The 21,637-nt window shown below is 43.2% G+C and carries 19 protein-coding genes; 8 read left to right on the forward strand and 11 right to left on the reverse strand.

All coding sequences use genetic code 11. From position 1 onward, the window contains the following. Positions 1–7: 7 nt before the first annotated feature. On the reverse strand, positions 8–997 hold the full coding sequence (locus AB3N61_RS06145) for an HpcH/HpaI aldolase/citrate lyase family protein (protein WP_020767917.1): 990 nt from the start codon (positions 995–997) through the stop codon (positions 8–10). 103 nt (positions 998–1,100) lie between these two features. Next, on the reverse strand, positions 1,101–2,033 hold the full coding sequence (locus AB3N61_RS06150) for an ornithine carbamoyltransferase (protein ID WP_367898751.1): 933 nt from the start codon (positions 2,031–2,033) through the stop codon (positions 1,101–1,103). Positions 2,034–2,328: 295 nt separating this feature from the next. Between AB3N61_RS06150 and AB3N61_RS06155 the strand changes: the two genes are divergently transcribed. Beyond that, positions 2,329–3,954 (forward strand): peptide chain release factor 3, encoded by a 1,626-nt coding sequence (locus AB3N61_RS06155; RefSeq protein ID WP_367898752.1) that lies wholly within the window; start codon positions 2,329–2,331, stop codon positions 3,952–3,954. A 600-nt stretch (positions 3,955–4,554) separates the two neighbouring features. Here the strand turns inward: AB3N61_RS06155 and AB3N61_RS06160 are convergent. Continuing rightward, positions 4,555–6,636 carry a heterodisulfide reductase-related iron-sulfur binding cluster gene (locus AB3N61_RS06160; RefSeq protein ID WP_020767885.1) on the reverse strand — a complete coding sequence of 694 codons (2,082 nt, stop codon included), beginning with the start codon at positions 6,634–6,636 and terminating at the stop codon, positions 4,555–4,557. A 266-nt stretch (positions 6,637–6,902) separates the two neighbouring features. On the opposite strand from AB3N61_RS06160, the gene mqnC reads away from it, so the two are divergent. Both mqnC and AB3N61_RS06170 read left to right on the forward strand, forming a co-directional pair. Further along, positions 6,903–8,003 (forward strand): cyclic dehypoxanthinyl futalosine synthase, encoded by a 1,101-nt coding sequence (gene mqnC, locus AB3N61_RS06165; protein WP_367898753.1) that lies wholly within the window; start codon positions 6,903–6,905, stop codon positions 8,001–8,003. 91 nt (positions 8,004–8,094) lie between these two features. Then, complete coding sequence (locus AB3N61_RS06170) at positions 8,095–8,493, forward strand: LIC11299 family lipoprotein (protein WP_367898754.1); 399 nt, start codon at positions 8,095–8,097, stop codon at positions 8,491–8,493. On the opposite strand, the gene AB3N61_RS06175 is transcribed toward AB3N61_RS06170, so the two are convergent. From AB3N61_RS06175 to AB3N61_RS06190, 4 genes are all read right to left on the reverse strand, one after another. Further along, on the reverse strand, positions 8,441–9,574 hold the full coding sequence (locus tag AB3N61_RS06175) for a GGDEF domain-containing protein (protein ID WP_367898755.1): 1,134 nt from the start codon (positions 9,572–9,574) through the stop codon (positions 8,441–8,443). The two genes, AB3N61_RS06170 and AB3N61_RS06175, sit on opposite strands and share 53 nt — an antisense overlap. A 281-nt stretch (positions 9,575–9,855) precedes the next feature. Then, entirely contained in the window at positions 9,856–10,170 is a 315-nt protein-coding gene (locus AB3N61_RS06180) for a DUF3817 domain-containing protein (RefSeq protein WP_367898756.1), read from the reverse strand. 253 nt (positions 10,171–10,423) lie between these two features. Beyond that, the gene (locus tag AB3N61_RS06185; protein WP_367898757.1) at positions 10,424–11,257 is read right to left on the reverse strand and encodes a GerMN domain-containing protein; all 834 of its coding nucleotides are present in this window, start codon (positions 11,255–11,257) and stop codon (positions 10,424–10,426) included. 57 nt (positions 11,258–11,314) lie between these two features. Further along, positions 11,315–12,001, reverse strand: coding sequence for an HAD family hydrolase (locus AB3N61_RS06190; protein ID WP_369749910.1), 687 nt, complete (start codon positions 11,999–12,001; stop codon positions 11,315–11,317). A gap of 83 nt (positions 12,002–12,084) precedes the next feature. Here AB3N61_RS06190 and AB3N61_RS06195 point away from each other — a divergent pair, with 83 nt between their 5' ends. From AB3N61_RS06195 to AB3N61_RS06205, 3 genes are read left to right on the forward strand one after another with little or no spacing between them, the layout of a single operon-like run. After that, the gene (locus tag AB3N61_RS06195; RefSeq protein ID WP_367898758.1) at positions 12,085–13,359 is read left to right on the forward strand and encodes a KamA family radical SAM protein; all 1,275 of its coding nucleotides are present in this window, start codon (positions 12,085–12,087) and stop codon (positions 13,357–13,359) included. Further along, positions 13,356–14,516 carry a D-alanine--D-alanine ligase gene (locus tag AB3N61_RS06200; protein ID WP_367898759.1) on the forward strand — a complete coding sequence of 387 codons (1,161 nt, stop codon included), beginning with the start codon at positions 13,356–13,358 and terminating at the stop codon, positions 14,514–14,516. Before AB3N61_RS06195 ends, AB3N61_RS06200 begins: the two co-directional genes overlap by 4 nt. Next, positions 14,513–15,190 carry an iron-containing redox enzyme family protein gene (locus AB3N61_RS06205; RefSeq protein WP_367898760.1) on the forward strand — a complete coding sequence of 226 codons (678 nt, stop codon included), beginning with the start codon at positions 14,513–14,515 and terminating at the stop codon, positions 15,188–15,190. Before AB3N61_RS06200 ends, AB3N61_RS06205 begins: the two co-directional genes overlap by 4 nt. Here the strand turns inward: AB3N61_RS06205 and AB3N61_RS06210 are convergent. The 4 genes from AB3N61_RS06210 to bfr form a co-directional block, all read right to left on the reverse strand. Next, the gene (locus AB3N61_RS06210; RefSeq protein WP_367898761.1) at positions 15,187–15,534 is read right to left on the reverse strand and encodes a DCC1-like thiol-disulfide oxidoreductase family protein; all 348 of its coding nucleotides are present in this window, start codon (positions 15,532–15,534) and stop codon (positions 15,187–15,189) included. The two genes, AB3N61_RS06205 and AB3N61_RS06210, sit on opposite strands and share 4 nt — an antisense overlap. A gap of 1 nt (position 15,535) precedes the next feature. Then, entirely contained in the window at positions 15,536–16,714 is a 1,179-nt protein-coding gene (locus AB3N61_RS06215) for an acetylglutamate kinase (RefSeq protein ID WP_367898762.1), read from the reverse strand. Positions 16,715–16,732: 18 nt separating this feature from the next. Beyond that, positions 16,733–17,899: a THUMP domain-containing class I SAM-dependent RNA methyltransferase gene (locus tag AB3N61_RS19010; RefSeq protein ID WP_052005191.1), complete on the reverse strand. Its 1,167-nt coding sequence runs from the start codon at positions 17,897–17,899 to the stop codon at positions 16,733–16,735. A gap of 990 nt (positions 17,900–18,889) precedes the next feature. Continuing rightward, positions 18,890–19,357 (reverse strand): bacterioferritin, encoded by a 468-nt coding sequence (gene bfr, locus AB3N61_RS06225; RefSeq protein WP_020767916.1) that lies wholly within the window; start codon positions 19,355–19,357, stop codon positions 18,890–18,892. Positions 19,358–19,488: 131 nt separating this feature from the next. Between bfr and AB3N61_RS06230 the strand changes: the two genes are divergently transcribed. Both AB3N61_RS06230 and AB3N61_RS06235 read left to right on the forward strand, forming a co-directional pair. After that, on the forward strand, positions 19,489–20,613 hold the full coding sequence (locus AB3N61_RS06230) for a thiolase family protein (RefSeq protein ID WP_367898764.1): 1,125 nt from the start codon (positions 19,489–19,491) through the stop codon (positions 20,611–20,613). Next, positions 20,614–21,636, forward strand: a complete 1,023-nt coding sequence (locus tag AB3N61_RS06235; protein ID WP_367898765.1) for a glycosyltransferase family 9 protein — start codon at positions 20,614–20,616, stop codon at positions 21,634–21,636. The last annotated feature ends 1 nt before the right edge of the window (position 21,637 follow it).

Consider the following 21,637-nt stretch of genomic DNA (forward strand, 5'->3'; position numbering starts at 1 on the left):
TAAAAGATTAGAAGAATCTTTTTGCTGCTTCTTCCGGAATTGCGATACCCGTAAGTTTTGCTTTTTGAAGAACTTCCCAGAAATAACGATAAGTCGCTCTGTCGTGAAGATCTCCGTCGTGTTGGATGGGTCCCCATTCCGCATCTTGCGCTTTTACAAGGATTGCAGCGGAAGTTTGGACTTCGCTATAGTCCGGAGCCATCGCGTCTAAGATCGCTTGGATCTGGGTTGGATAGATGGACCACATACGAAGGAATCCGAATTCGTCATGAGCTCTTTTCGCGTCTTTATACGTTTGGTATTGGTTTTTCAGGTCCAAAGTGACGTTGTGAGCTGGGATTACCCCGTTTGCTAATGCGGCAGCCACACAAGTAGCTTTCGCTCTTCTTAATAATTCGTGATCGAATTGTCCCGGACTCTTCATACAAGAAGCTGGGATTGCTCCGTGATGGCCGGAGATAAAGTCCATTAGACCGAAATCGATTACTTGCATCCAAGGAAGAGCGGCGATCTTTTCCACATCCGCAAGAGCTCCATGAGTTTCGATCAGAACATGGATTGGGATCTCTCTAGTGATCCCTGCTTTTTTAGCAGCCCCTTGGATATAAGTGATCATTTCTTCCACTTGAGAAGCTTTTGTAGGTTTAGGAATTGTGATGTATGCGATCTTGTTTCCTGCACCCGGAACGATAATGTCTACGTCTTGTTTCCAGTAAGAATTGGTATAATCGTGGATCCTTACACCGCTCATATTGTGTTTATTGAGTTCGGAGTTTTGGATGCGGACGATCATTTCCGCGTGTTCTTTTTCCTTTCCGGTTTGCGCTCCGTCCTCACAGTCCATTGTAATGTCGAAAAGACCGCCGAGTTTGTTTTGTAACTCCAGAGCTTTTGTGATCAGTTTATCGGATCCGGCAAAATGTTCACAGGCCGGGATGATGGGGAAAGGTTTTTCTCCTTCGAATAATGCATCCTTAGGATGTGTTAATTTGGACATAAAAGTACCTTTTGAGTTTTTGCGATTTTAGCCTAGCTCGGCTGTCTTAGAACAGGGTTTTCAGAAAAGGCCTTCCAGGCAACGGATTTTTGGAAGTGTTGGCTCAAGCTTCTAAGAGTTGTAGAATGACCGCTTTCTGTGCATCCAGTCGATTCTCCGCCTGTTGGAAGATGATGGATCTAGGACTTCTGACCACATCTCTAGTGATCTCGTATCCTGAGTGGATAGGCATATCATGCATCACCTTTGCCTTGGTCTCTTTTAATAATGCCTCGTTAATTTGAAAAGGCATCATTAGGTTCATCCGCTCCTTTTTCTTATCCGCGAACGCAGGATCATTGAAGAACTCCATGTCCACCCAGGTATCCGTATAAATATAATCCGCATTTTTTACGGAACGAATCAGGTCCGTCTCCCATTGGATGGTGCCCTTCTTCTTGGCTCTTTCCACGGTCTCTTGGTCTATATTTTCCGTCTCAGCGATCGGAGTGAGAAGTGTGAGTTCCATTCCTAAAGCGGAAGTGATCCCAATCAGCGAATTCACTACGTTATTATGCACGCCGATATAGGTGAGCTTTAACTCTTTAAGAGGTTTAGGATTGTCCATTACGATTGTAAGAATATCCGCGAGAGACTGGCAAGGGTGGAATTTATTACAACATCCGTTGATAACCGGCACCTGAGAACCTGACTTTAACTGTAAAAGTTCTTCGTGTTTTCTCATCCGGGCCATGATAACGGAAACGTTTCTGGAAAGATATTCCGCTTCCAGGTCGATGTCGGAGAGTAGAAAGTTAGAAGTCATCCAATCCAAATAGATCGCATGTCCTCCCATCTCGGTCATTGCTACTTCGAAGGAAACTCTGGTACGAGTGCTCGTCTTTTGGAAGAGCATAGCAAGCGTCCTACCTGTCATATGCCCCAGATAATTAGCCCTATGATTTTTGACATGTACGGCAAATTGCAAAAGGTCTAGGACCTCGGCGTCAGACCAATCTAGCCAAGAGATAAGATGTTTAATTTTAGGACTTTCCATAGACCGCTAAACTATTACAGTCTAAAAAATCAACGCTGCTGGATTCGACAATCTCAAAACTCTGGGAGATAGGCGAGGAAAAAGGGGAGGGAAGCAAATCTCCCTCCCTAAGTGTTTTCCGGGGAAAAAAGCGTGATCCAATCTTTTTTACAAGAAATGAATTCGGCCGGAATAGTAAGACCTTTCGGTTACGCCGGTTTTACCGAAGGAATACGAATCCGTGAAGAATTAGGCTCTGTTTTCATGCTGACAAGGGCCATCGTTTCAAAAACGTTTCCTATTAGAGAGGGGAACCGTGTCGGAAAGCGTTATTGGCCAGAATATAGTGGAAGAAGAAACCAAACGTAGGAGAACCTTCGCAATCATTGCCCATCCGGACGCGGGTAAGACCACCCTGACCGAAAAGCTTCTTTTATACGGAGGCGCTATCCAACTTGCGGGAGCGGTGAAGGCACGTAAAAACCGTAAGGCGGCAACTTCCGATTGGATGGAAATGGAAAAGGAGAAGGGAATCTCCATTACTTCCGCTGCACTTCAGTTCGAGTACAAAAATCATGTATTAAATTTATTGGATACTCCGGGTCACGAAGACTTCTCCGAAGATACCTACCGCACATTGATTGCCGCAGACACCGCAGTGATGGTATTAGACGCAGGTAAGGGAGTGGAACCTCAAACGATCAAATTGTTTAAAGTCTGTAGAGATCGTGGGATACCGATCGTTACGTTCGTAAACAAGATGGACCGCCCTACTAAAACAATGTTCGAACTTTTAGACGAGATCGAAAAAGTTTTAGGCATCACTGCTATCCCGATGGTATGGCCGATCGGAACCGGAGTGGATTTCAGCGGTGTATATAATCGTGTGGATAAAAAGATCTACACTTACGACAAAACACCCGGTGGTTCCCAAAAGTCTGCATTCCAAAGTTCCGGGATAGAAGATAAAAATCTGGATACGATGTTCGAAGACTGGGTCTTAAAACAGTTTCGAGAAGAAGTGGAACTGGTGGAAGAAGGGATTGCAGCTTTCTCCTTAGATGCGTTTTTAAATTCTCAGATCACTCCCGTGTTTTTCGGATCCGCAGTGAATAATTTTGGGATCCAGTTGTTCTTAGATCATTTTTTAGAGATCGCTCCTCCACCTTTATATTTCCCTTTGAAAAATGGAGATCGTTTGGATCCGATCACTACTCCATTCAGCGGATTCGTATTCAAAGTCCAAGCCAATATGAATAAGGCTCACAGAGATAGGATCGCATTCTTGCGCGTTTGTTCCGGTAAGTTTGAAAGAGGATTGAACGTGAATCATGGAAGATTAGGAAAACCTGTTAAACTTTCTTCTTCTTTTGCGTTTTTTGGACAGGACAGGAACACTGTGGATGAGGCGTATCCGGGTGATATCATCGGTCTAGTAAATCCGGGAACGTATTCCATCGGAGATATATTGGCGAGCGGGAAAGTCCCCGATCTAAAACCTCTTCCTGTGTTTGCTCCTGAAATTTTTGCAACACTTTCCTGTGTAGAAACAGGCGCACTCAAAAGTTTCCGAAAAGGGATCGAACAATTAGCGGAAGAAGGTATTCTTCACTTATTCACTTCTCAAACTGTGGGTGGTGGATTACCGGTGATCGGCGCAATGGGTCAGTTACAATTCGAGGTTTTCAGAAGAAGGTTACAAGACGAATATTCCGCTCCTACAAATATCAATATTCTTCCTTACCAAGTCTCTTGTTGGCTGCCGGAAGAAGATATTCCTAATGTTCCGCCTGGTTCCAATCTTGTGACGGATAGCCTAGGAAGGGCAGCTCTTCTATTCGATTCGGAATGGGAGAAAGGGTATTTCCAAAAGAAAAATCCTGAGATCAGGTTATTGGATTATCCTACCCAAGACGTCTCTGAGTTAAACCAAGAATATTAAACGTTAAGATCCTACCGTAATCGGCCATCGGTGAATTTGGATTCCAAGTTGCAAGCGGAATGGGTAAAATGCGCCCCCACCCTGGCTTTGGGAGGGGGGAGTGGCCCGTGGGAAGTCCGGAATTCGCTTATCACAGAACTGAGTTTTCCGCAAGTCGATTTGCTCCGTTTGTAGGAGTTCCTACATAGAAAGAGATACAGCAAACGTTGTTAGATATTGAAAACCGACTTTATGAGAGTTTTTTTGAAAAATTACAAGAAAATGCAGGCAATCATTAATGAGTTCTAATCCTTTCAGCCTAGTTTTTTATCCTAAAATTTCTTTCTAACGAAAATAAATAATTTCCTGTAGTGTGGTGTAAATTCCCCGCGTCGTATATACTGTATTTGCACCAGATGATTCAGGGCGGGATGGAAACATTCCGCTTTTTTTTGTCTTCTCAATTCGTTACATCTGAATCAAGAAACTCCAACACGGCAGGCCATAAACCCTTGTTGGAATTCCAACAAACTCTCCGTGTTCTCTGTGCGAAATTCCTAAAACAAAAAAGCCCCGACGTTACCGCCGAGGCTTTTCCTATAAGAGAAGATAGACTTCTTCTTATTTCAAGTTTTCCGCGACTAACTCCGCGATATCTTTTACTTTTACCTCTTCGATCTTTCCTTCTTGTTTTACACCGTCTGTGATCATAGTGATACAGAAAGGACAAGCGGTCGCGATCGTAGTCGCTCCGGTATCCAGAAGCTGATTGGATCTTTTGAAGTTGACCCTTTCGCCATGCTCTTCCATCCACATTTGAGCTCCACCTGCACCGCAGCAGAGTCCTTTTGTGTGGTGGTCGACAGGTTCTGCGAGTTTTCCACCGGATACCTTTTTGACCAGGTCTCTTGGGTTCTCGTAGTTGTCGTTATACCTTCCGATATAACAAGAGTCGTGGTAGGTATACTTACCTGCATTTGCATCTTCTGCGACGCCTACATCGATCTTTCCGTCTTTAGCAAGTTCGTTGATGAACTCGGAGTGGTGAACCACTTCGAAGTTTCCGCCGAACTGAGGATATTCATTCTTAATCGTGTTATAGCAGTGAGGACAAGCGGTTACAACCTTTTTCACATTGTATCCGTTCATTGTGTCCACGTTTGCCTGTGCGAGTGTCTGGTAGAGATATTCGTTACCACCTCTACGTGCGGAATCTCCGGAACATCCTTCTTCCGTTCCTAAGATACCGAACTTAACGTCGGCCTTCTGCATAATTTTTACGAAAGATTGAGCGATCCTTTTGTTACGATCGTCAAAAGCTCCCGCACAACCTACCCAGTATAGAACGTCCACATTGGAATCTTCTGCCATGGTTTTTACACCAAGACCTTCCGCCCAATCCGCTCTGGAGTGCGCGGCAACACCCCAAGGGTTGGAGTTGTTTTCCATGTTTACGAATGCACCTTGTAATTCGGCAGGGAAGTTGGACTCGACAAGCACCAAATGTCTTCTCATTTCCATGATCGCGTTTACTTGGTTGTTTCCAACTGGGCAAGCTTCGACACATGCGTAACAAGTAGTACATCCCCAAAGAGCTTCTTCGGAGAGGCCCTCGTATTTTCCAATGACAGCGGTGTCTAGTGCGGCAACTGCATCGGCAGCGCCTTCCGGATTGGTCTCTCTGATCTTGACCACTTCCGGCATTTTGTCCATAAGCGCATGTTTTAATTCCACGATGATCGCTTTAGGGTTCAAAACTTTTCCTGTACGGTTCGCAGGACATTGCACCTGACAACGACCGCACTCGATACAAGAAAGTCCGTCTAGAAGGTTCGGCCATGGGAAATCTTCCGTTCTATTCACTCCCCAAACAGCGGTCTCATCTTCCAAATTTAATTTGGAAAGAGCGCCTTTCGGAGTATCCGATTGCAGGAAATAGTTAAATGGAGCGAAGATCAAGTGTGCGTGTTTGGATGTCGGAACATACAACATGAACGCGAATACGGAAAGAATATGGGTCCACCACATGATTTGGAAAACCAAGTCAGCGGAAGAATATTCCACACCGATCGCTTCCCAAACTGCTCCGATACCTGCTGCAATTGGAGCCGCATCATGGAATGGGTTTGCGTATTCTGCACCGACTGCTCTTGCTCCTTCTCCCAATAGGGTAGAGATCATGAGTAGGGAGATCATTCCGATTACGATTGCAGAAGCAGGTGAATGAACATCTAACCCTTTTGCTTTTTGGATCCAACGTCTCCATGCGAAGAATCCGAGTCCCACTAATACTAAGATGGAAACCACTTGGAGGACTGCTTCGTAATAATGGTTCGCAGTTTCTCCGAATACACTTCCTACTAAGGTGAATTTGTATGGATCATCCAACGCATATCCAAATACACCGGAGATGAACTGACTGGTTGTATGCAGTAGGTAAGTGACGAATCCGTAAAATACGAATGCGTGCATGATACCGCGTAATGGTTCTTTGAAGTTCTTTTTTTGTAAGATTACGTTTAGTAGGAAACTTTTGATCCGGAATCCCCAGTTTTTGTGTTCCAGGAAGTTTTCGGTTCCATTAGCCTTTCTAGCATTAAATACAAGATTTAATCTGTAGAGAACGGCACGAACGAACACAACATTTGCTACGATAAACAGAGCCGTGAAGATCACGTGGAAGGCGATTTGAGAAATGGCCATAGTTTTTCAGGTTACCCTTTGTATTTGGATGGTCTTTCATAGCAGGCTACTGATTAGGATGTGGCCTGTCCAGGAAAAAAGATACTTAGCCTCCTTGTGGGAATTCCTACATGTAAAGAAAAGGCCCGGTCCCTTCTTACTTGAAATTGTGTACATTTTTAACTGCGACTCAATCGCAATAAATGAGAATACAATGTAAAAAGGACGTGCATTTTTGAATAAAGAGAAAACTTTGAAGAAGTTAAAGAAGAGAACTTTCCATCCAGATGAGCCGAATATTCCCAAATCATCCCACAGATTCCATATTAGAAAAAGCCTTAGATGGAGAACGAATTTCTCCGGGGGAGGCATTGGAGCTGTATGAATCCGGAGACCATCTTAAAATTATGGCGACCGCTAGGACCTTGAGAGAGAGGATTCTGCCAAATACGAGTGCAAGCTACACGATGTTTCGAGTAGTGAATTATACGAATTATTGTAACGTAGAATGTAACTTCTGCTCCTTCATGGACGAGATCGGTAATGGAAAAGGGTACGTTCTTTCTAAAGAAGAAATATTAGAAAAAATGGATTATGCCGTTTCGGAAGGAGCGGACCAAATGTTTTTGCAAGGCGGTGTGTATCCGGATTTGCCTTTCGATTATTATTTGGATGTGATCTCTGCCGTAAAATCCAAATACCCCGAGATGCATATCCGTGCGTTCTCTCCTGTTGAAATTATCAATTTAGAAAAGATCACAGGTAAATCTTTATTCGAAGTTTTGCAAATTTTGAAGTCTGTCGGTTTGGATTCCGTTCCCGGAGCAGGCGCTGAAATTTTAACGGATAGAATGAGAAACATCATCTCTCCTAAAAAAGCCACCACCGAAGAGTGGGTTCGTGCGATGGAAACCTGTCATGAAGCGGGACTCCCGGGAAGCGCCAATATCGTGTTCGGTTCCGAAGAAACCAAAGAAGAAGTTATAGAACATCTCACTGTGGTGCGTAATCTTCAGGATCGGACAGGCGGATTTCTTTCTTTTATTCCTTGGACTTTCCAACCTCAGACTAAAAGATTTAAAGTAAGAGCAGTTTCCACACAAGAGTATCTGAAAGTACTCGGGATCTGCAGGATCTTTTTAGACAATATTAAACATATTGAAACTTCCGTTATGGTGCTTGGAAAAGGTGTGGGGCAGTTGGCTCTTACGAGCGGCGCGGATGATATTTCTTCCGTAGTGATCGAGGAAAATGTGTTACGTTCCTTCGGTTTGAAGACGGAAAAAGAAGCGGTCAAATTTCTGAAAGAAGGCGGATTTACTCCCAAAAGAAGAGACCTTCTCTATAATTACGAAAGATACGAGGGAAGGGAACTTTCCGCAGTATGATCTTTTTTGGTAAGATGATATTTTTTTCCAAAAATCCAAGTGACTTCAGTCCGTTACCTTTCCTAAATAGATAGATTCGAACGGGGGAAGAATGAAAAAATTTTTGAGCTCTAAAATACTACAGTTATCCGCGATTTGTGGCTTTTTATTCTTTGTATCGAATTGTTTGGATTCACAACGAGATCGGATTCAGATGGATACGGGAGTCAGCGTAAAAACCTTAGGTCCTCATAAATACCAATTCGTGGCCATCGGAAGAGCCTCTGTTCCTTCCGTCGAAGAGCAGGACTTTTTCAAAATGAAAAAAACTTCCTGCGAGGCTGCAAAACTGCAAGTCACCCAAAGACTGGACGAGTTGGAATCGGACCAGAAGCATAGACAATTCTTCTTGGAACAAAAAGAGCAGAAATATTTCGGTGACGGAGAATACTGCGAGCTTACTTATATATACGAACTTCCTCCGGCCAAGAAACAGAAAGATCAACCTTAGTATTCAGCTTCGTAGCTTCTACTATCGTTACTCGGTTCCTACCGGCGGATTTGGATTTATATAATCCCGAGTCTATGGATTGGTATAGATCGTCGAAAGTAAAATCCTCATCATAAGATAGAATGGCAGCGCCTATGGATACGGTGATATTCACCGGCTTGCCGTTCGTATCTTGGATGGAAAGTGGATGAGATTCCACACCTTTCCGCAAAGACTCGCATAAAGTTTTTAGACTTTTAGGATCTACCGAATCCAAAAGAACACAGAACTCATCTCCACCGATTCGCGCACAAATATCCGTGGACCTGACTCTGGATTTCATGACTGCGGAAAGAGTTTGCAGAGCCTCGTCACCGACCATGTGTCCGTACTTATCATTGATCTCTTTTAAATGATCCAGATCCAAGATCACAAGTGCCATTTGGAACTGATGGCGTCTTGCTCTCTTCTTGAAGATATCGAATTGTTCTATCAAATACCTGCGGTTATAAAGATCGGTGAGATCGTCCAAGTTGGAGATCATTCTAATATGCAGATTTTTGGCCTTAAGCCTGAGAACGGCACCGTATAATTTTCTTTTATCTCGGTAATCCATAGTTCTCCAATAATTCATGATCACATTTCCGAAAGTACCTACGAAAAGATAGGTGAGAAGGATCGGAAATTCTTTCATTACTTCAATAGGAGAATCTCCCAAGTAGCAGATACCTAGGAACATCAGACAGAATACTAAATTTGTGGCAACCGCTGTGGTAGTGGTCAACCAAAGAAGAAGATTCATACTGAGTAAGATCGCAGATGCCTGATGTAGATAGACATCGTAGTGGACCTTATCCAAATATAAGAAAGGAAAGAATGAAATAAGAAGTGTAGAAGAAGTCCAAACTTTGTAGAATTCCAGTTTTTTAGGGACCCAATCCTTTTTACGGGCATGTCTCCATAAAAAAACAAGGGAAAGAACGATTAACGTGATCCTGCTGGATTGAAGAAAAAGGAGAGATTCGTCTTCGAAGTCTCGCGAATTGGGCAGAAAATAAGTGATTAAACTGATTACGATACAGAGAGAATAGTGGGCAACCAAAGATTGGCGAATTTCGCTCCAATTGGTCTCTAAAAATCCTTGAGGATATCGATTAAAGAAGATTCGCTTTGACAGTAAGCGAATTCTTCGGTCTATGCCTGGGAACCACTTGAACATTTGTTTTTATTTCCGCATGGAAGGTCTCTTGGATAAAAACCTCCATAATAAGACCAGCGTTCGAATAGAACCTATCTTGCGGCAAGGAAGAATCCGAATTTAGTCAAAAAAATTCCAGACAAAAGATTGGCGTATTTGTCAGAAGATTGGAATACCGACAAAACTTATTCCTTTTCGGATAGATTTTTCAATATAGTTTTATCCACATAGAATGTTCCGAACGGGATACTTGATGCCAAGAGTACGATCCAGGTCCTTTCTTTAAAACTCCAAGAGTTTTCAATGGAGAAATTGAATGTTTGTAGGAGGAATAATAGAAAAAGTCCTCCGTGGATTGGACCGACTATTTTGACTAAGTCAGGGATTCCTAATCCGTATTTAAGAGGTACTCCGACGAAAACCAGTAGAAGTAAAGAACTTCCCTCTAAAAATCCTAGAAGCCTAAGTCTTCCTATATCCGTGCTAAAAAACTTTCCCATTATAATCCTCTGAAATACAGTCTTTCTACAATAGCGAAAAAGGCCAAAGTATACCTAGGAATACTAGAAAGATAGATGTAAGAAATCAGAACAATAAACTTTTGAATTTCTCCTGATCCGCCGTTTTTTCTTTGGAAATTGCTGATCCCAATGTGAGTAAAAATTCGAAAAAGGAAAGATTTATGGAAACTAAAATTAAGGGATATACAACCCAACGAATAAAAGAATAAAATTTACTTTGTAGATTTTCTTTTTAGAGAGTTGCGATCTTTCTTGGATTCTTAGTTAACACTTCCGGGATAGGAAGTCCTACACCGCCTAAAGAACGAACCTGCTTTCCGTTAATATAAAGTCGGATCCCTCTGAGGTCCGAGTTTTCCAGAATGCTATAGCAGATCTGATCCACTCGATCTTTTAGAAGTTCAGGACCGGCACCCGCTTCAAAGTCCGGACCGAGATACAATTTTAATACTCCATTCTCCACGGAATATTCTTTAGAATATTCCATTCGATTCGGAAGTGCATTTAAAACGCCTTGGGTTTTTTCCTCCGCAGAGGGTCCCTTGGTGAGTTCTTTCATAATAAAAAGGATCTTATCTCCTTGGTCGAATTTCCTTTTGATCTGAACAAGCCTAGAGTGACTTTTGTTCCCTCTTCCGTAAAATTTCAGAAAGTACAGTTTGATCTCTCCCGGAGAATGATCCAAACGAATATTGCGAGAAGGACCGGATGCCAATTCCGGTTTAGGCATTTCGACGATAGGGATAAACATTTCTTCCGGATCGTTGGAGTCAGCCTGAGCGGATTCATCGAAAGAACTTTCTCCATTCTGCATTAACTCGGTCAAAATTTCATCTTCTGCCTGGTCCATTAATTGTTCATGGGTTTGTTTGCCTTTATTCTCAGAAGAAGAGGGGGATAATGGATTTGTTTTTCCGATGGTATTAAATCTTGAAAAAAAAGATGGGGATTCTTGTCCGGCGGGGGTGTTATTCTTATTCCCCATGGACTTATCCAATAATACTAAAACGAATAGAGCCCCCGTCAGGATATAAAGAAGCGATTTAAGTTTATCCGATTCGGGCACAATACAATTTTCGGCCGATCCGGAAACCGCCTTCTCTCTTTTTCCGAGGAAAATAGATCAGAATATTCGATCCAGGTCTTCCAATTGGGCCAGACTCACTTCCCAGTCCGGGATTTCTCCCTCAGGAGCGTGGCCATAGGCGCAGAACGCAAATGGGCTTCCGTTTTTGCGAGCCGCTTCATGGTCGGAACTTCTGTCCCCGATCATCAAGATCTCGTCAGGAGAAAAGGAATAATCTCGGATGTATTTGGCGACGATATCCGGTTTGGTTTTGATCTTCTCATTATCCAGGACCACAATCGGATCGAATAAGGGCAGGATCCCTGCGACTTCCAGGATGGTTTCTACATAGGGCCTTCTGCCATTCGAGGCAGCTAAGATGAGATAGCCCTTATTTTTGAGGGAAGTGACTGTTTCTTTGACCTTAGGGTAGAATTCACCTTCTCCTTGTCGGATCTTAGACACTAAAAGTTCCAGAACGGAGTCGGAGATCTGGTCTCTTTCGGACTCTTTGAGTTGTGGAACCAGGTTCAAAAAGATGGTTTTGACCGGTTTTCCGATCTCTAGCATGATCCTGTCCCGATTCGGGACCTCGAGTGGGATCCGAGAGTTCGTAGAAAATCTGCGGATTGCTTCCGCATAGGTTTCTAAAATGATTCCTTCCGAAGAAAATAGGGTTCCGTCCACATCGAAGGCAAGTGCGCGGATCCGTTTGGGATTCCAATCCATTAGCAATACAATCATTTTGGTCGGGGAATTCGAGGCATTCCTTTTTTCCTTCGCTTGATTTTCCCTGCGCGGGCATAAGGATGGGAAAAGAGTTCCGGATGGAGAAGTTAGGAAAAAACCGGGGAGTAGCGGATCTAGAGTCACCTGCTGATTCTAGAAAGACTTTGTATTCTTCTTTTATCTGGACGGATTATAAGGCTCAACTCCAAAAAAGAGTGAAGGCGGAAGACCTTTCCAAATATTTTCAATTAACCGAATCCGAAAAGATCGGGATCGAAGAAACCATCCGACTGAATGTTGGAACTACTCCTTATTATCTGTTTCTCTCCGATCCGGAAGATCCGAATTGTCCTATCCGAAAAATGATCGTCCCAAGAAAGGAAGAGTCCTTCTTCTCGCCGGAAGAATCATTAGATCCTTTGCATGAAGAGGATCTTTCTCCCGTCAAGGGACTCACTCATATGTATCCGGACAGAGTATTACTTTTTTCGAATCATGAATGTTCCGTATATTGCAGGCATTGTATGAGAGGAAGAAAAGTTTCCGATTCAACCGAAAGAATGGAAACTGCGGATCTGGAATTATGTTTTGATTATATTCGAAATCATCCGGAAATTTCGGATGTTGTGATCTCCGGAGGAGATCCTCTCAATCTTTCGGACTCCAAAATAGATTGGATCTTAGAAAATTTAGAAAAGATCCCTCATGTTAAAATTTGCAGATTGGGAACAAGAAATCCTGTCACACTTCCTATGAGGATCACAAACGATTTATGCAAGATCATAGAATCCCATAATACGGATCGTTTATCCATATTTTGTAATACCCAATTTAATCATGAGAAAGAATGCACCCCCGAAGCGAAAGATGCCATCCTCAAACTCCTAAAAGCGGGAGTGAGTGTCGGAAACCAATCTGTGATCCTAAAAGGGATCAATGATGATGGAGAAACAATGCTTAGGCTCCATCGAAAACTTTTGGAACTTAGGATCAGAGCGTATTATATGTATGATCCGGAATTGATCCCTGGTTCCCGCGGTTTCAGGACTCCTCTTGCAAAAGGGATTCAAATTATTGAATATATGCGCGGGAAAGTTGCGGGTATGGGGATTCCACAATTTGTAAACGATCTTCCCGGCGGTGGTGGAAAGGTGAGTCTCGGCCCGAATTGGTATCTTGGATTTCATAAACCTACTCGCAATCATGTGTTCCGATCTGCTGTGAGAGGGACCTACCATTTGAGTCCCGAGCCTGTGGACAGCGAATATGAGGAAATTTATCCGGAGATCAGCGAGGAAACCTGGTCGAAGTTACTACAGAATTCCTATTCCGCATGGAAAGGCCTCGGTCCTTTAGGAGAATCTGGAAAATGAATTCACATTCTCCTTCCGTTTTGATCGTAGCAGATATCCAAAGTTCTGATATGAATCCAAAAGATGCGCAAGAATGGGAAGATATAAATTCAGTCCAAGAGATCAAACGGACTCTCGAAGAGTTACGGGAGAAAGTGGAAATCATTGAATTTCCGTCGAAGCTACTACAAAAACTCTCCGATTATTCTTCCTTAGAGCCCGGGGATCGACCTGTTCTATTCCATTTGGTAGAAGGTTTCCGCTCTCGGAATAGAGAGGCTTTACTTCCGGGGCTTGCGGAATATTTCGGATTTCCGCATACCGGTTCGGATGTCTATGCCCAGAGTCTGAGCTTGGACAAACATCTTTCTAAACTGTTTTGTGGATCTGCAGGTGTTCCTACCAGTCCCTGGATGATCTGGGAGAAGGAATTTGTCGAAGATACTACATCGCGCTCCAATAGGCCGCGGAATATGGATTCGCTCGCTGATCAGAAAGAGGTGCGGAACTTGCCACGGAATTCGGATTCCACATTCCGCGGAGCGAGACTTCCTAAGGAATCAGAATTCCCAGTATTCTTCAAACCCAGATTCGAAGGCTCTAGCTTAGGAGTGGGAGAAGAAAACCGGATCAATGACAAAGCAGCCTTGGACCAATTTCTCCAAACCAAATTCCAAGAATATTCCTCCTGGATCTGCGAATCTTATTTGCCGGGAGAAGAATGGACATTGGCAGTCATCGGTTCCCCAACGTTTGGTTACAAGGCAAGTCAGGTAGCAAGGATTGGGTTGGAAAATTCTAGCGAAAGTTTATACGGAGAAATTACCAAAACAAAGCTGAGTATGCCTGAAAAATTATATTTCGATCTGGAAAAGGAAAGATCGGAGTATATCCAAAAGAATTCATTAGAATTATGTAAACTACTCCAAACTTCCGGAGCGGTCCGATTGGATTGGAAAGCCGACTCGGAAGGCAAACCGATGTTTTTGGAATGGAATCTGACTCCCGGCTTATCTTCATATTACAGCAGTTTTCCGATCTGTTATTCGAAAAGTTTCGGAACGTATTCCGATTTGATGAAAGAATTATTGGAGATCGCGAGAGAAGAATTTTTAACGGAAAGATTTCTTTATTCCAAACTGAAAATAGAAAAACAAACGAGCGGGATCGACGGATGAAAACGTTTCGAGAAGAATTGATAGACCAGGTTCGATACCACCCCGTATTGACTGCAAATCGATGGTTGGAGGAAAAAGAAGAAAGGATGGAAAAGTCCGACCTTCTTCTTTGGTTGAAGCAGGAATATTTTGTATCGGTAGATTTCGTGAATTGGTTCTTAAACACTGCCGCTCTCACCAATTTTGTGCCTTCTAAGATAGTTATAGTACAAAATATCTGGGAAGAATTGGGGGAAGGAAAAGAAGAAGATTCACATGTTTCTATCCTTAGAAAGTTTCTCTACGAGATGGGTGAGGCAGTCACTCAGGAGGATATACTTCCGGAAACAAAAGCTTATCTGGATCTGATGAAAAGAATTACGACAACCGATTTTTATTCCGCCCTGGGAGCGCTTGGACCGGCAAATGAGTATCTTCTAAAATTGGAATATTCCAGAATGTATAAGTCTTATTCTGATCTGAAGTCCAGGATTACGCTTCCCGAAGGAAAATTTTTCCAAGTGAATCTGGAAGCCGACGAATCTCATTCTGAAAAAATGTTTAGGCTGATAGAATCCGTGGCAACGGATCCTGAAAAAATGCAAAAAGTAAGAGAAGGATCTAAACTTGCATTGGATGCACGTTTAGTATTTTATGAAGGTCTAAAGAAGACGGTGTCTCAGCTCTCTCGCTAAACCTTGGATCGAATCGATTTTAATAGATTCATCACAATCATCCCGAGCAGAGGGACCAAGGGAAGATAGAGAAGCGGAGAAACCCATCTCCAACCTTTTAAAGAATGAGAAAGTTTTCGGACCGCAAAAAATCCGGGATATCTCATGTTTCCGGAGATCAATTGTACATTCCCTGCTACGAATTTAGGCTCTAAACTTGGATGCAGTTCTTTTAGATCCTGGGTAGAAAGACCTCTAAAACTCACGAATTTTATGTTTTTGTCTAAGGATATTTCAGACAAGCGGGAGGCGAGACCGGAACAAAAACCGCAGTCTCCATCGTATAAAAAAATATTCTTTTCCATATCAGGAATCGATCTTTTGTTTAGATTCCAGATCCTCCGGAAGGTTTCTTAAAAAATCGCAGACGGAAGGAATTTCTTTCTCTTGTAATCCGATCCAAAAATAGACCCAGATTCCTTCTTTTTGAAGGCCGCTACATTCTTTTGCATACCATTTGGAGATCGTATTCTCGGCTCTGGCTCTCCAGAAAAGAGTAGGTGTTTTTTTTAACATCTCGTCCCAGATATCTCTTCCTACTCCTTCTCCTCTCGCTATCTCGTTCACCGCGAATTTGGAAAGAAATGTTCCCCAAGGAGTGTTTTGTAGAAGGGCACATCCTTTGTATTCGGATTCCAAAACGATACCGGAAAATTCCTTATTCCAAAAACCTTGTTTTAATCCTCTTCCGAAAGAATCCTCTATCAGTAAGTTCAGTCGTTTAGGATCTAAATTTCTAAAATCGGTATGGAATTCTATTTTATTCTTTTTTCTTAATAGAGTTCCGCTACCTTTGATGGTGAATAATTCTTTTAATAAACCCGGAGCGGAAGTGATCGCTATCTGGAGATTCGGATCTCCGGTGTATTCAAAGATCCGTTTGCATTCATTGAATAGGGACTGATCTTCTTTTTGAAGGTTTTCGGAAGATTCGAAATCTAAGATAGAGATCTTTTTATCGTCGGAATTATAAAGTCCGCTTCTAGTAGTAAGTAGAATTAACTTTTTGGTCCTCAGCTCCTTGCATAAATTGGAAAGGTAAGGATATATTTCGGATCCACCTTGGTCCGTAACGAATACGGGGATCTTCTTTTCTTTTATAGAAGAGAGGACGGATTCCAATGCTTGGCTTGGATTTCTAAACCATTTTGCCGGAAGGTTTCGGGAACCGGGAAGTTCTTGTCCTTCTTCCAATGAGTCCTTGATGGATTCCAAACTGATCTTGGAAGCGGGAGAACGATAGAACAGATTTGCGTAAGAGACTCCATCCTTTTCCAGAACGACTACGGGAAAAAGCTGTAATTTTTGTAATAACTTTAAATTGTATAAGAATGCTTCCGCGGACTCAGTCAATGTTTCGGAGCTTGCATGTATGACCGCAAATTTTTCAGGCTCCAAGGACCGGAAGAGTTTCAGGAACTGAAAACTGTCCTTGGAGTTTTCTGTGACTTCTAAAAGTTTGAGTAAGATCTCCTGGTGATTCATCTCTCCCTGGAATCTGGTTTAGTCGATCCGGTAGGCAACTAATTTTCCTTTTAACTTAGCAATCGTGACGGATTGTTCTTTGTCGGACTTCAGTTTTAAAAAGCCTAAAAGGGAAGGATCTCCCGCCACTAAAGCTACATAGGAACCTGAAAAATTCTTTTTTAAGGTCTCTCCCCAGTTTGAATAAAGTTCGGAAACCGAATCCTTATCTCCCAAACGGACTCCGTATGGAGGATTGGTTACGATCTTTCCTTCTTTGAAGCCAAGGCCTGCCTCCTGGTCCTCTGCGGAAGCTACCTTCCAATGGATCAGGTCGGCGACACCCGCTTCTTTTGCATTCTTCTTCGCTAGGTCGATTGCATCTTCCGAGATATCGGAACCGAAGAGTAGGATCTCTTTGGAGTCCCATTCTTCCTTCGCTTTGCAAGGTCCGAAAAGTCGGGTGAAGATAGAAGATCTGGATAAACTTTTATAATTCACCCAGCCGCCGTTTCTCATTCTGAGTGCTGCCTCTATCAATAGAGTTCCTGAACCGCAGAATGGATCGTACAATGCCTCTCCCGGTTTCCAACCGGAAAAGCGGAGAAGCGCCTGGGCCAAGGTCTCTCTGAGCGGAGCTTCTCCCCCTTCTCTGCCATGACCTCTTCTTTGTAAAGGTTGTGCGTGTAATGCCAGGAATAATTTTACCTGGTTCATTCTGGAGCGAAGGTAGAATAATACCTCAGGCTCTTCACGATCCGCTTCCGGAAGTTCCAGGCCTTGTGCCCTGAATCTGTCGAAGATCGCATCTTTTAAACGATAAGTCGCATAACGTGAATCTTGCAGGCTATCCTTTGTGGCAGCGTCTATTCGGAACTTGGTGCCAGGAGAAAGTAATTTTTCGAAAGGGAACATCGCCGCGACTTCGTATAGATCGTCAGGTCCTTGAATGTCCTGCCAAGAAGACAATTCGAAACTGATCCCGGAAGAGATCCCGGAACTCAAACAAAAATCCCTGACTTTTTTAGAAGGTCCCTTAAAGAAAACTCCTCCTCTATTGTCGGAAAGAATTTCCAAGCCTGCTTCTTTGACTTCTTCTTTTAATAGGAAGGCAAGACCGTCTCCGCATGACGCGTGATAGGTGAGCGCTTCCGGTCTATCGAATTCGGAAAGAGAAAGTTTTGCGGATTGCCAACCGGCTCGGATACCTTCTCTATAGTGATCTTCTTCATAAGGGCGAGTTGGACGTTCGGAACGAAATCCTTCTTTTCCCCGTGGAGAAAAAGGACGTCTTTCGCTGCGACCTGTGTCACGGGAGAACGGCTTTCTGTCTCCGCGGTCGGAGTCACGGGAGAATGGTTTACGTTCTCCACGATCTGAATTGCGAGTGAACGGTTTGCGCTCTCCTCTGTTGGAATTTTCACCGAAGGAACTTCTACCTTCTCCTCTTGTATTTCCGGAAAAAGGTTTTCTTTCGCTGCGGTCGGAGTCACGGGAGAATGGTTTTCTTTCTCCGCGGTCCGAATTGCGAGTGAACGGTTTGCGCTCTCCTCTGTTGGAATTTTCACCGAAGGAACTTCTACCTTCTCCTCTTGAGTTTCCGGAAAAAGGTTTTCTTTCGCTGCGGTCGGAGTCACGGGAGAATGGTTTACGTTCTCCACGATCTGAATTGCGAGTGAACGGTTTGCGCTCTCCTCTGTTGGAATTTTCACCGAAGGAACTTCTACCTTCTCCTCTTGAGTTTCCGGAAAAAGGTTTTCTTTCACTGCGATCGGAGTCACGGGAGAACGGTTTTCTTTCTCCGCGGTCCGAATTCCGAGTGAACGGTTTCCGATCATCTCTGCTGGAATCCTTTTCACGATATGGTTTTCTGTCATCGTCGGAAAATTTACGATTTCCGGACCGAGCAGGCGGCTTTCTATCAATGCCTGAACGAGAAGGTTTAGAGTGTCCTCTTTCTTTCGGTTTGTCGGAGGAATATCCTGATTTGGAATTTCCGTCTTTGGGGCGATAAGGTCGTTCTGAATCGCCTTTTTCTTTAGAGCGATAGGGTTTACGATCGGAATCTTTATCGGCACTCGAGTTTTTTGATCGAGTCGGTTTGGAAAAAGAAGAACCTGATTTATTCGCTGGCCCCTTCTTGCCATAACCGGAAGAAGGGGATTTTTTAGGAGATGGTTTTTTGGAATTCAATGCTTAGGTGATTTGTTGGGCCAAATAATTTTGGACCCCAATGGTTTTGATGATCTCTAGCTGGGCCTCGAGCCAGTCGATATGCTCCTCCTCGGAGACGAGGATCTTCTCGAGCAATTCACGTGTGCCGTTGTCTTTGTTTTTGGTGGAAATTTCTATCCCGCGATTTAAACGTTCTACGGCATTGTATTCCACGTCCAAATCATTTTTTAGGATACTTTCGATATCCTTGCCTACATTGATCTTCATGTATCTTTGCAGATCGGGAATTCCGTCGAGAAATAGGATGCGCTCGATCACTTGGTCTGCGTGATTCATCTCTTCGATGGATTCTTTTTTCATGTAAGAAGCAAGTTTATCGTAACCCCAGTTTTTATTCAACTTTGCGTGAATAAAGTACTGGTTAATCGCTGTGAGTTCGGCGGAGAGCACTTCCGCTAAGATATCGAGGACTTCTTGGTTTCCTTTCACGTCGTTTCTCCTACCTTAGATCACTATAAACGAGAGTGCCTATTTTGAAAAGCGAGATTCGAAAAAAGGCAGAGTAGATCTTTAAGTTTTTGACTTTGCTCGAAATCAGGAACGGGAAAATTTGTAGGAATATGACCTCGGCCTATGTGCTCGACTCACATTTAAGTAAATTCGGCAAGATTGATTCCGACTATCAATCGCTATCGTATGAGACTGCGAATCACTTACTTAAAAAGAACCCAGGCTTTGTTCCCGAATTTCTAATTTTTGCATGTATGGCCCCGGAACGTTATACCGGAGAAATTTTTTTACCGGCAAAGATCAAAGAAGATCTGGGACTTTCTTCCTTATTCGCGATCCGTTCCGAGACTGCATCTTCCAGTGGGGCATCCGCTCTTCATCTGGCCCGTTACCTACTTCTATCAGGAAAATTTAAAAGAGGGATTGTGATCGGTACGGAGGTCATGAGTAGACTTCCGAGAGAAGAGAATAATTTACTTTTAGGTTCAGTGCTCTCGTCCCAGCAAAGGAATCTGGCTATGTCCATGGCCCAGGGCGGCGCCTTGACTGCTACCAGATATTTAAGGGATTTTGGATATACTAGAAAGGAACTTTTTAAATTATCCAAAAAGCTGCATGATAACGGCCTCGAAAATAAGATCGCGCATATTCAAAAAAACTTAAGCGAGGAGGAATACTTCTCCTCTCCCATGTTCTCCAGTCCATTATGTTTATATGATATATCTCCTTTGTCCGACGGTTCCTGCGCCGTATTATTGGAAACGGATCCGGCAAGATTGAAGAAGGACCGTAAAAAAATTGAGATCACCGGCACGGGGCATGGACTAGGCCAAGTGAACTCCGTGCCAGGGGGCTTGAGTTTTCCTGCATCTAAATCCGCTTTCAAGCAGGCTTATGCGGAATCGGGTAAAAAACCTTCCGATATTCGGGTTGCGGAACTTCACGATGCATTCACGATCTTTGAGATCATTGCCTCAGAAGATGCAGGTTTATTTCCGCAAGGGAAGGCGCTTGCAAATGTAGCAGAAGGGATCACGGATAAAAGAGGAAAACTCCCTATCAATCCTTCGGGAGGATTAAAAACAAGAGGTCATCCTGTGGGAGTTTCCGGTCTCGCCCAAATTGCGGAACTTTGTACATTTATGAATGAGAATGATTCGGACACTGCGCTCGCTTTATCCATCGGAGGATTGGGTGTGAATAATTTTGCGACCATCCTTGAGGCCAAAAAATAAATGTCTGAAAATATTTTAGTCATCCAAACTGCGTTTTTAGGAGACCTGATCTTAACGACTCCGCTTTTTAGGGAGATCAAGAGAAAATTTCCCGGTTCCAAAATGACTGTGATCGTGAACAAGGGGACCGAATCCGTTCTGGAAGCGAATCCTTGGATCGACCGGATCATACCTTTAGACAAGAAGGAGATTAAATCCTCCCTTTTCGGATTTTGGGACTTTTGCAAAGAATTAAGAAAATATAATTTTACGATTTGTATTTCTCCCCATTTTTCGTTTCGTTCATCCATTATTTCTTTTTTAAGCGGAGCCAAAAGAAGGATCGGTTATGGGACGGCAGGATTTTCTTTTTTATTGAATGAAAGAAAGCCAAGATTATTAAGAGGACCTCATGAGGTGGACAAACTTCTTTCTCTTATTTACACCGAAGAAGAAAGGCAAAAAATTTCCAGACAACCGGAACTATTTTGGAAACCTGAGTCCGTCACCGGTATCCAATCCGAAATGAAAAAGAACGGTTTAGAAAAGGGGAATTATATTTTGGTTTCTCCTTCTTCCGTTTGGGAAACGAAACGTTTGCCGGCGGATAAATTTAAAACGGTCAGTAAACTTCTTCATGAAAGGACCGGACTGAAGATCGTTCTGACCGGAGGCAAAGGTGATTCTAAACTTTGCGAAGAAGTGGGAGAAGGTTTCGGGATCAATCTTGCCGGCAAGACAAGTCTGCCTGAAATGAGTTATTTGATGAGTGGGGCGGAACTTCTTGTAACCAATGATTCTTCTCCCATTCATTTTGCTTCCGCGTTTAATATTCCGACCTTGGCTGCTTTTGGCGCCACCATTCCCGCATTCGGATATACACCTTTAGCGAGTCGTGTGTTTATATCCGAGGTAAACGGTCTAGACTGTCGTCCTTGTGGTATTCACGGGGGAAGGGTATGTCCTAAAAAACATTTTCGTTGTATGTTGGAACAGGATACGGACAGAATGGTGGAAGAAGGAATTCGTCTAATAAAAGGGTAAT

Source organism: Leptospira sp. WS58.C1, assembly GCF_040833995.1.
Taxonomy (GTDB): Bacteria; Spirochaetota; Leptospiria; order Leptospirales; family Leptospiraceae; genus Leptospira_B; species Leptospira_B cinconiae.

Bases quoted from the DNA above. Each gene is read 5' to 3' on its own strand.
- AB3N61_RS06145 (WP_020767917.1), bottom strand. From the start codon at position 997: ATGTCCAAATTAACACATCCTAAGGATGCATTATTCGAAGGAGAAAAA.
- AB3N61_RS06150 (WP_367898751.1), bottom strand. From the start codon at position 2,033: ATGGAAAGTCCTAAAATTAAACATCTTATCTCTTGGCTAGATTGGTCT.
- AB3N61_RS06160 (WP_020767885.1), bottom strand. From the start codon at position 6,636: ATGGCCATTTCTCAAATCGCCTTCCACGTGATCTTCACGGCTCTGTTT.
- mqnC (WP_367898753.1), top strand. From the start codon at position 6,903: ATGAGCCGAATATTCCCAAATCATCCCACAGATTCCATATTAGAAAAA.
- AB3N61_RS06170 (WP_367898754.1), top strand. From the start codon at position 8,095: ATGAAAAAATTTTTGAGCTCTAAAATACTACAGTTATCCGCGATTTGT.
- AB3N61_RS06180 (WP_367898756.1), bottom strand. From the start codon at position 10,170: ATGGGAAAGTTTTTTAGCACGGATATAGGAAGACTTAGGCTTCTAGGA.
- AB3N61_RS06190 (WP_369749910.1), bottom strand. From the start codon at position 12,001: ATGATTGTATTGCTAATGGATTGGAATCCCAAACGGATCCGCGCACTT.
- AB3N61_RS06195 (WP_367898758.1), top strand. From the start codon at position 12,085: ATGGAGAAGTTAGGAAAAAACCGGGGAGTAGCGGATCTAGAGTCACCT.
- AB3N61_RS06200 (WP_367898759.1), top strand. From the start codon at position 13,356: ATGAATTCACATTCTCCTTCCGTTTTGATCGTAGCAGATATCCAAAGT.
- AB3N61_RS06205 (WP_367898760.1), top strand. From the start codon at position 14,513: ATGAAAACGTTTCGAGAAGAATTGATAGACCAGGTTCGATACCACCCC.
- AB3N61_RS06210 (WP_367898761.1), bottom strand. From the start codon at position 15,534: ATGGAAAAGAATATTTTTTTATACGATGGAGACTGCGGTTTTTGTTCC.
- AB3N61_RS06215 (WP_367898762.1), bottom strand. From the start codon at position 16,714: ATGAATCACCAGGAGATCTTACTCAAACTTTTAGAAGTCACAGAAAAC.
- AB3N61_RS06230 (WP_367898764.1), top strand. From the start codon at position 19,489: ATGACCTCGGCCTATGTGCTCGACTCACATTTAAGTAAATTCGGCAAG.
- AB3N61_RS06235 (WP_367898765.1), top strand. From the start codon at position 20,614: ATGTCTGAAAATATTTTAGTCATCCAAACTGCGTTTTTAGGAGACCTG.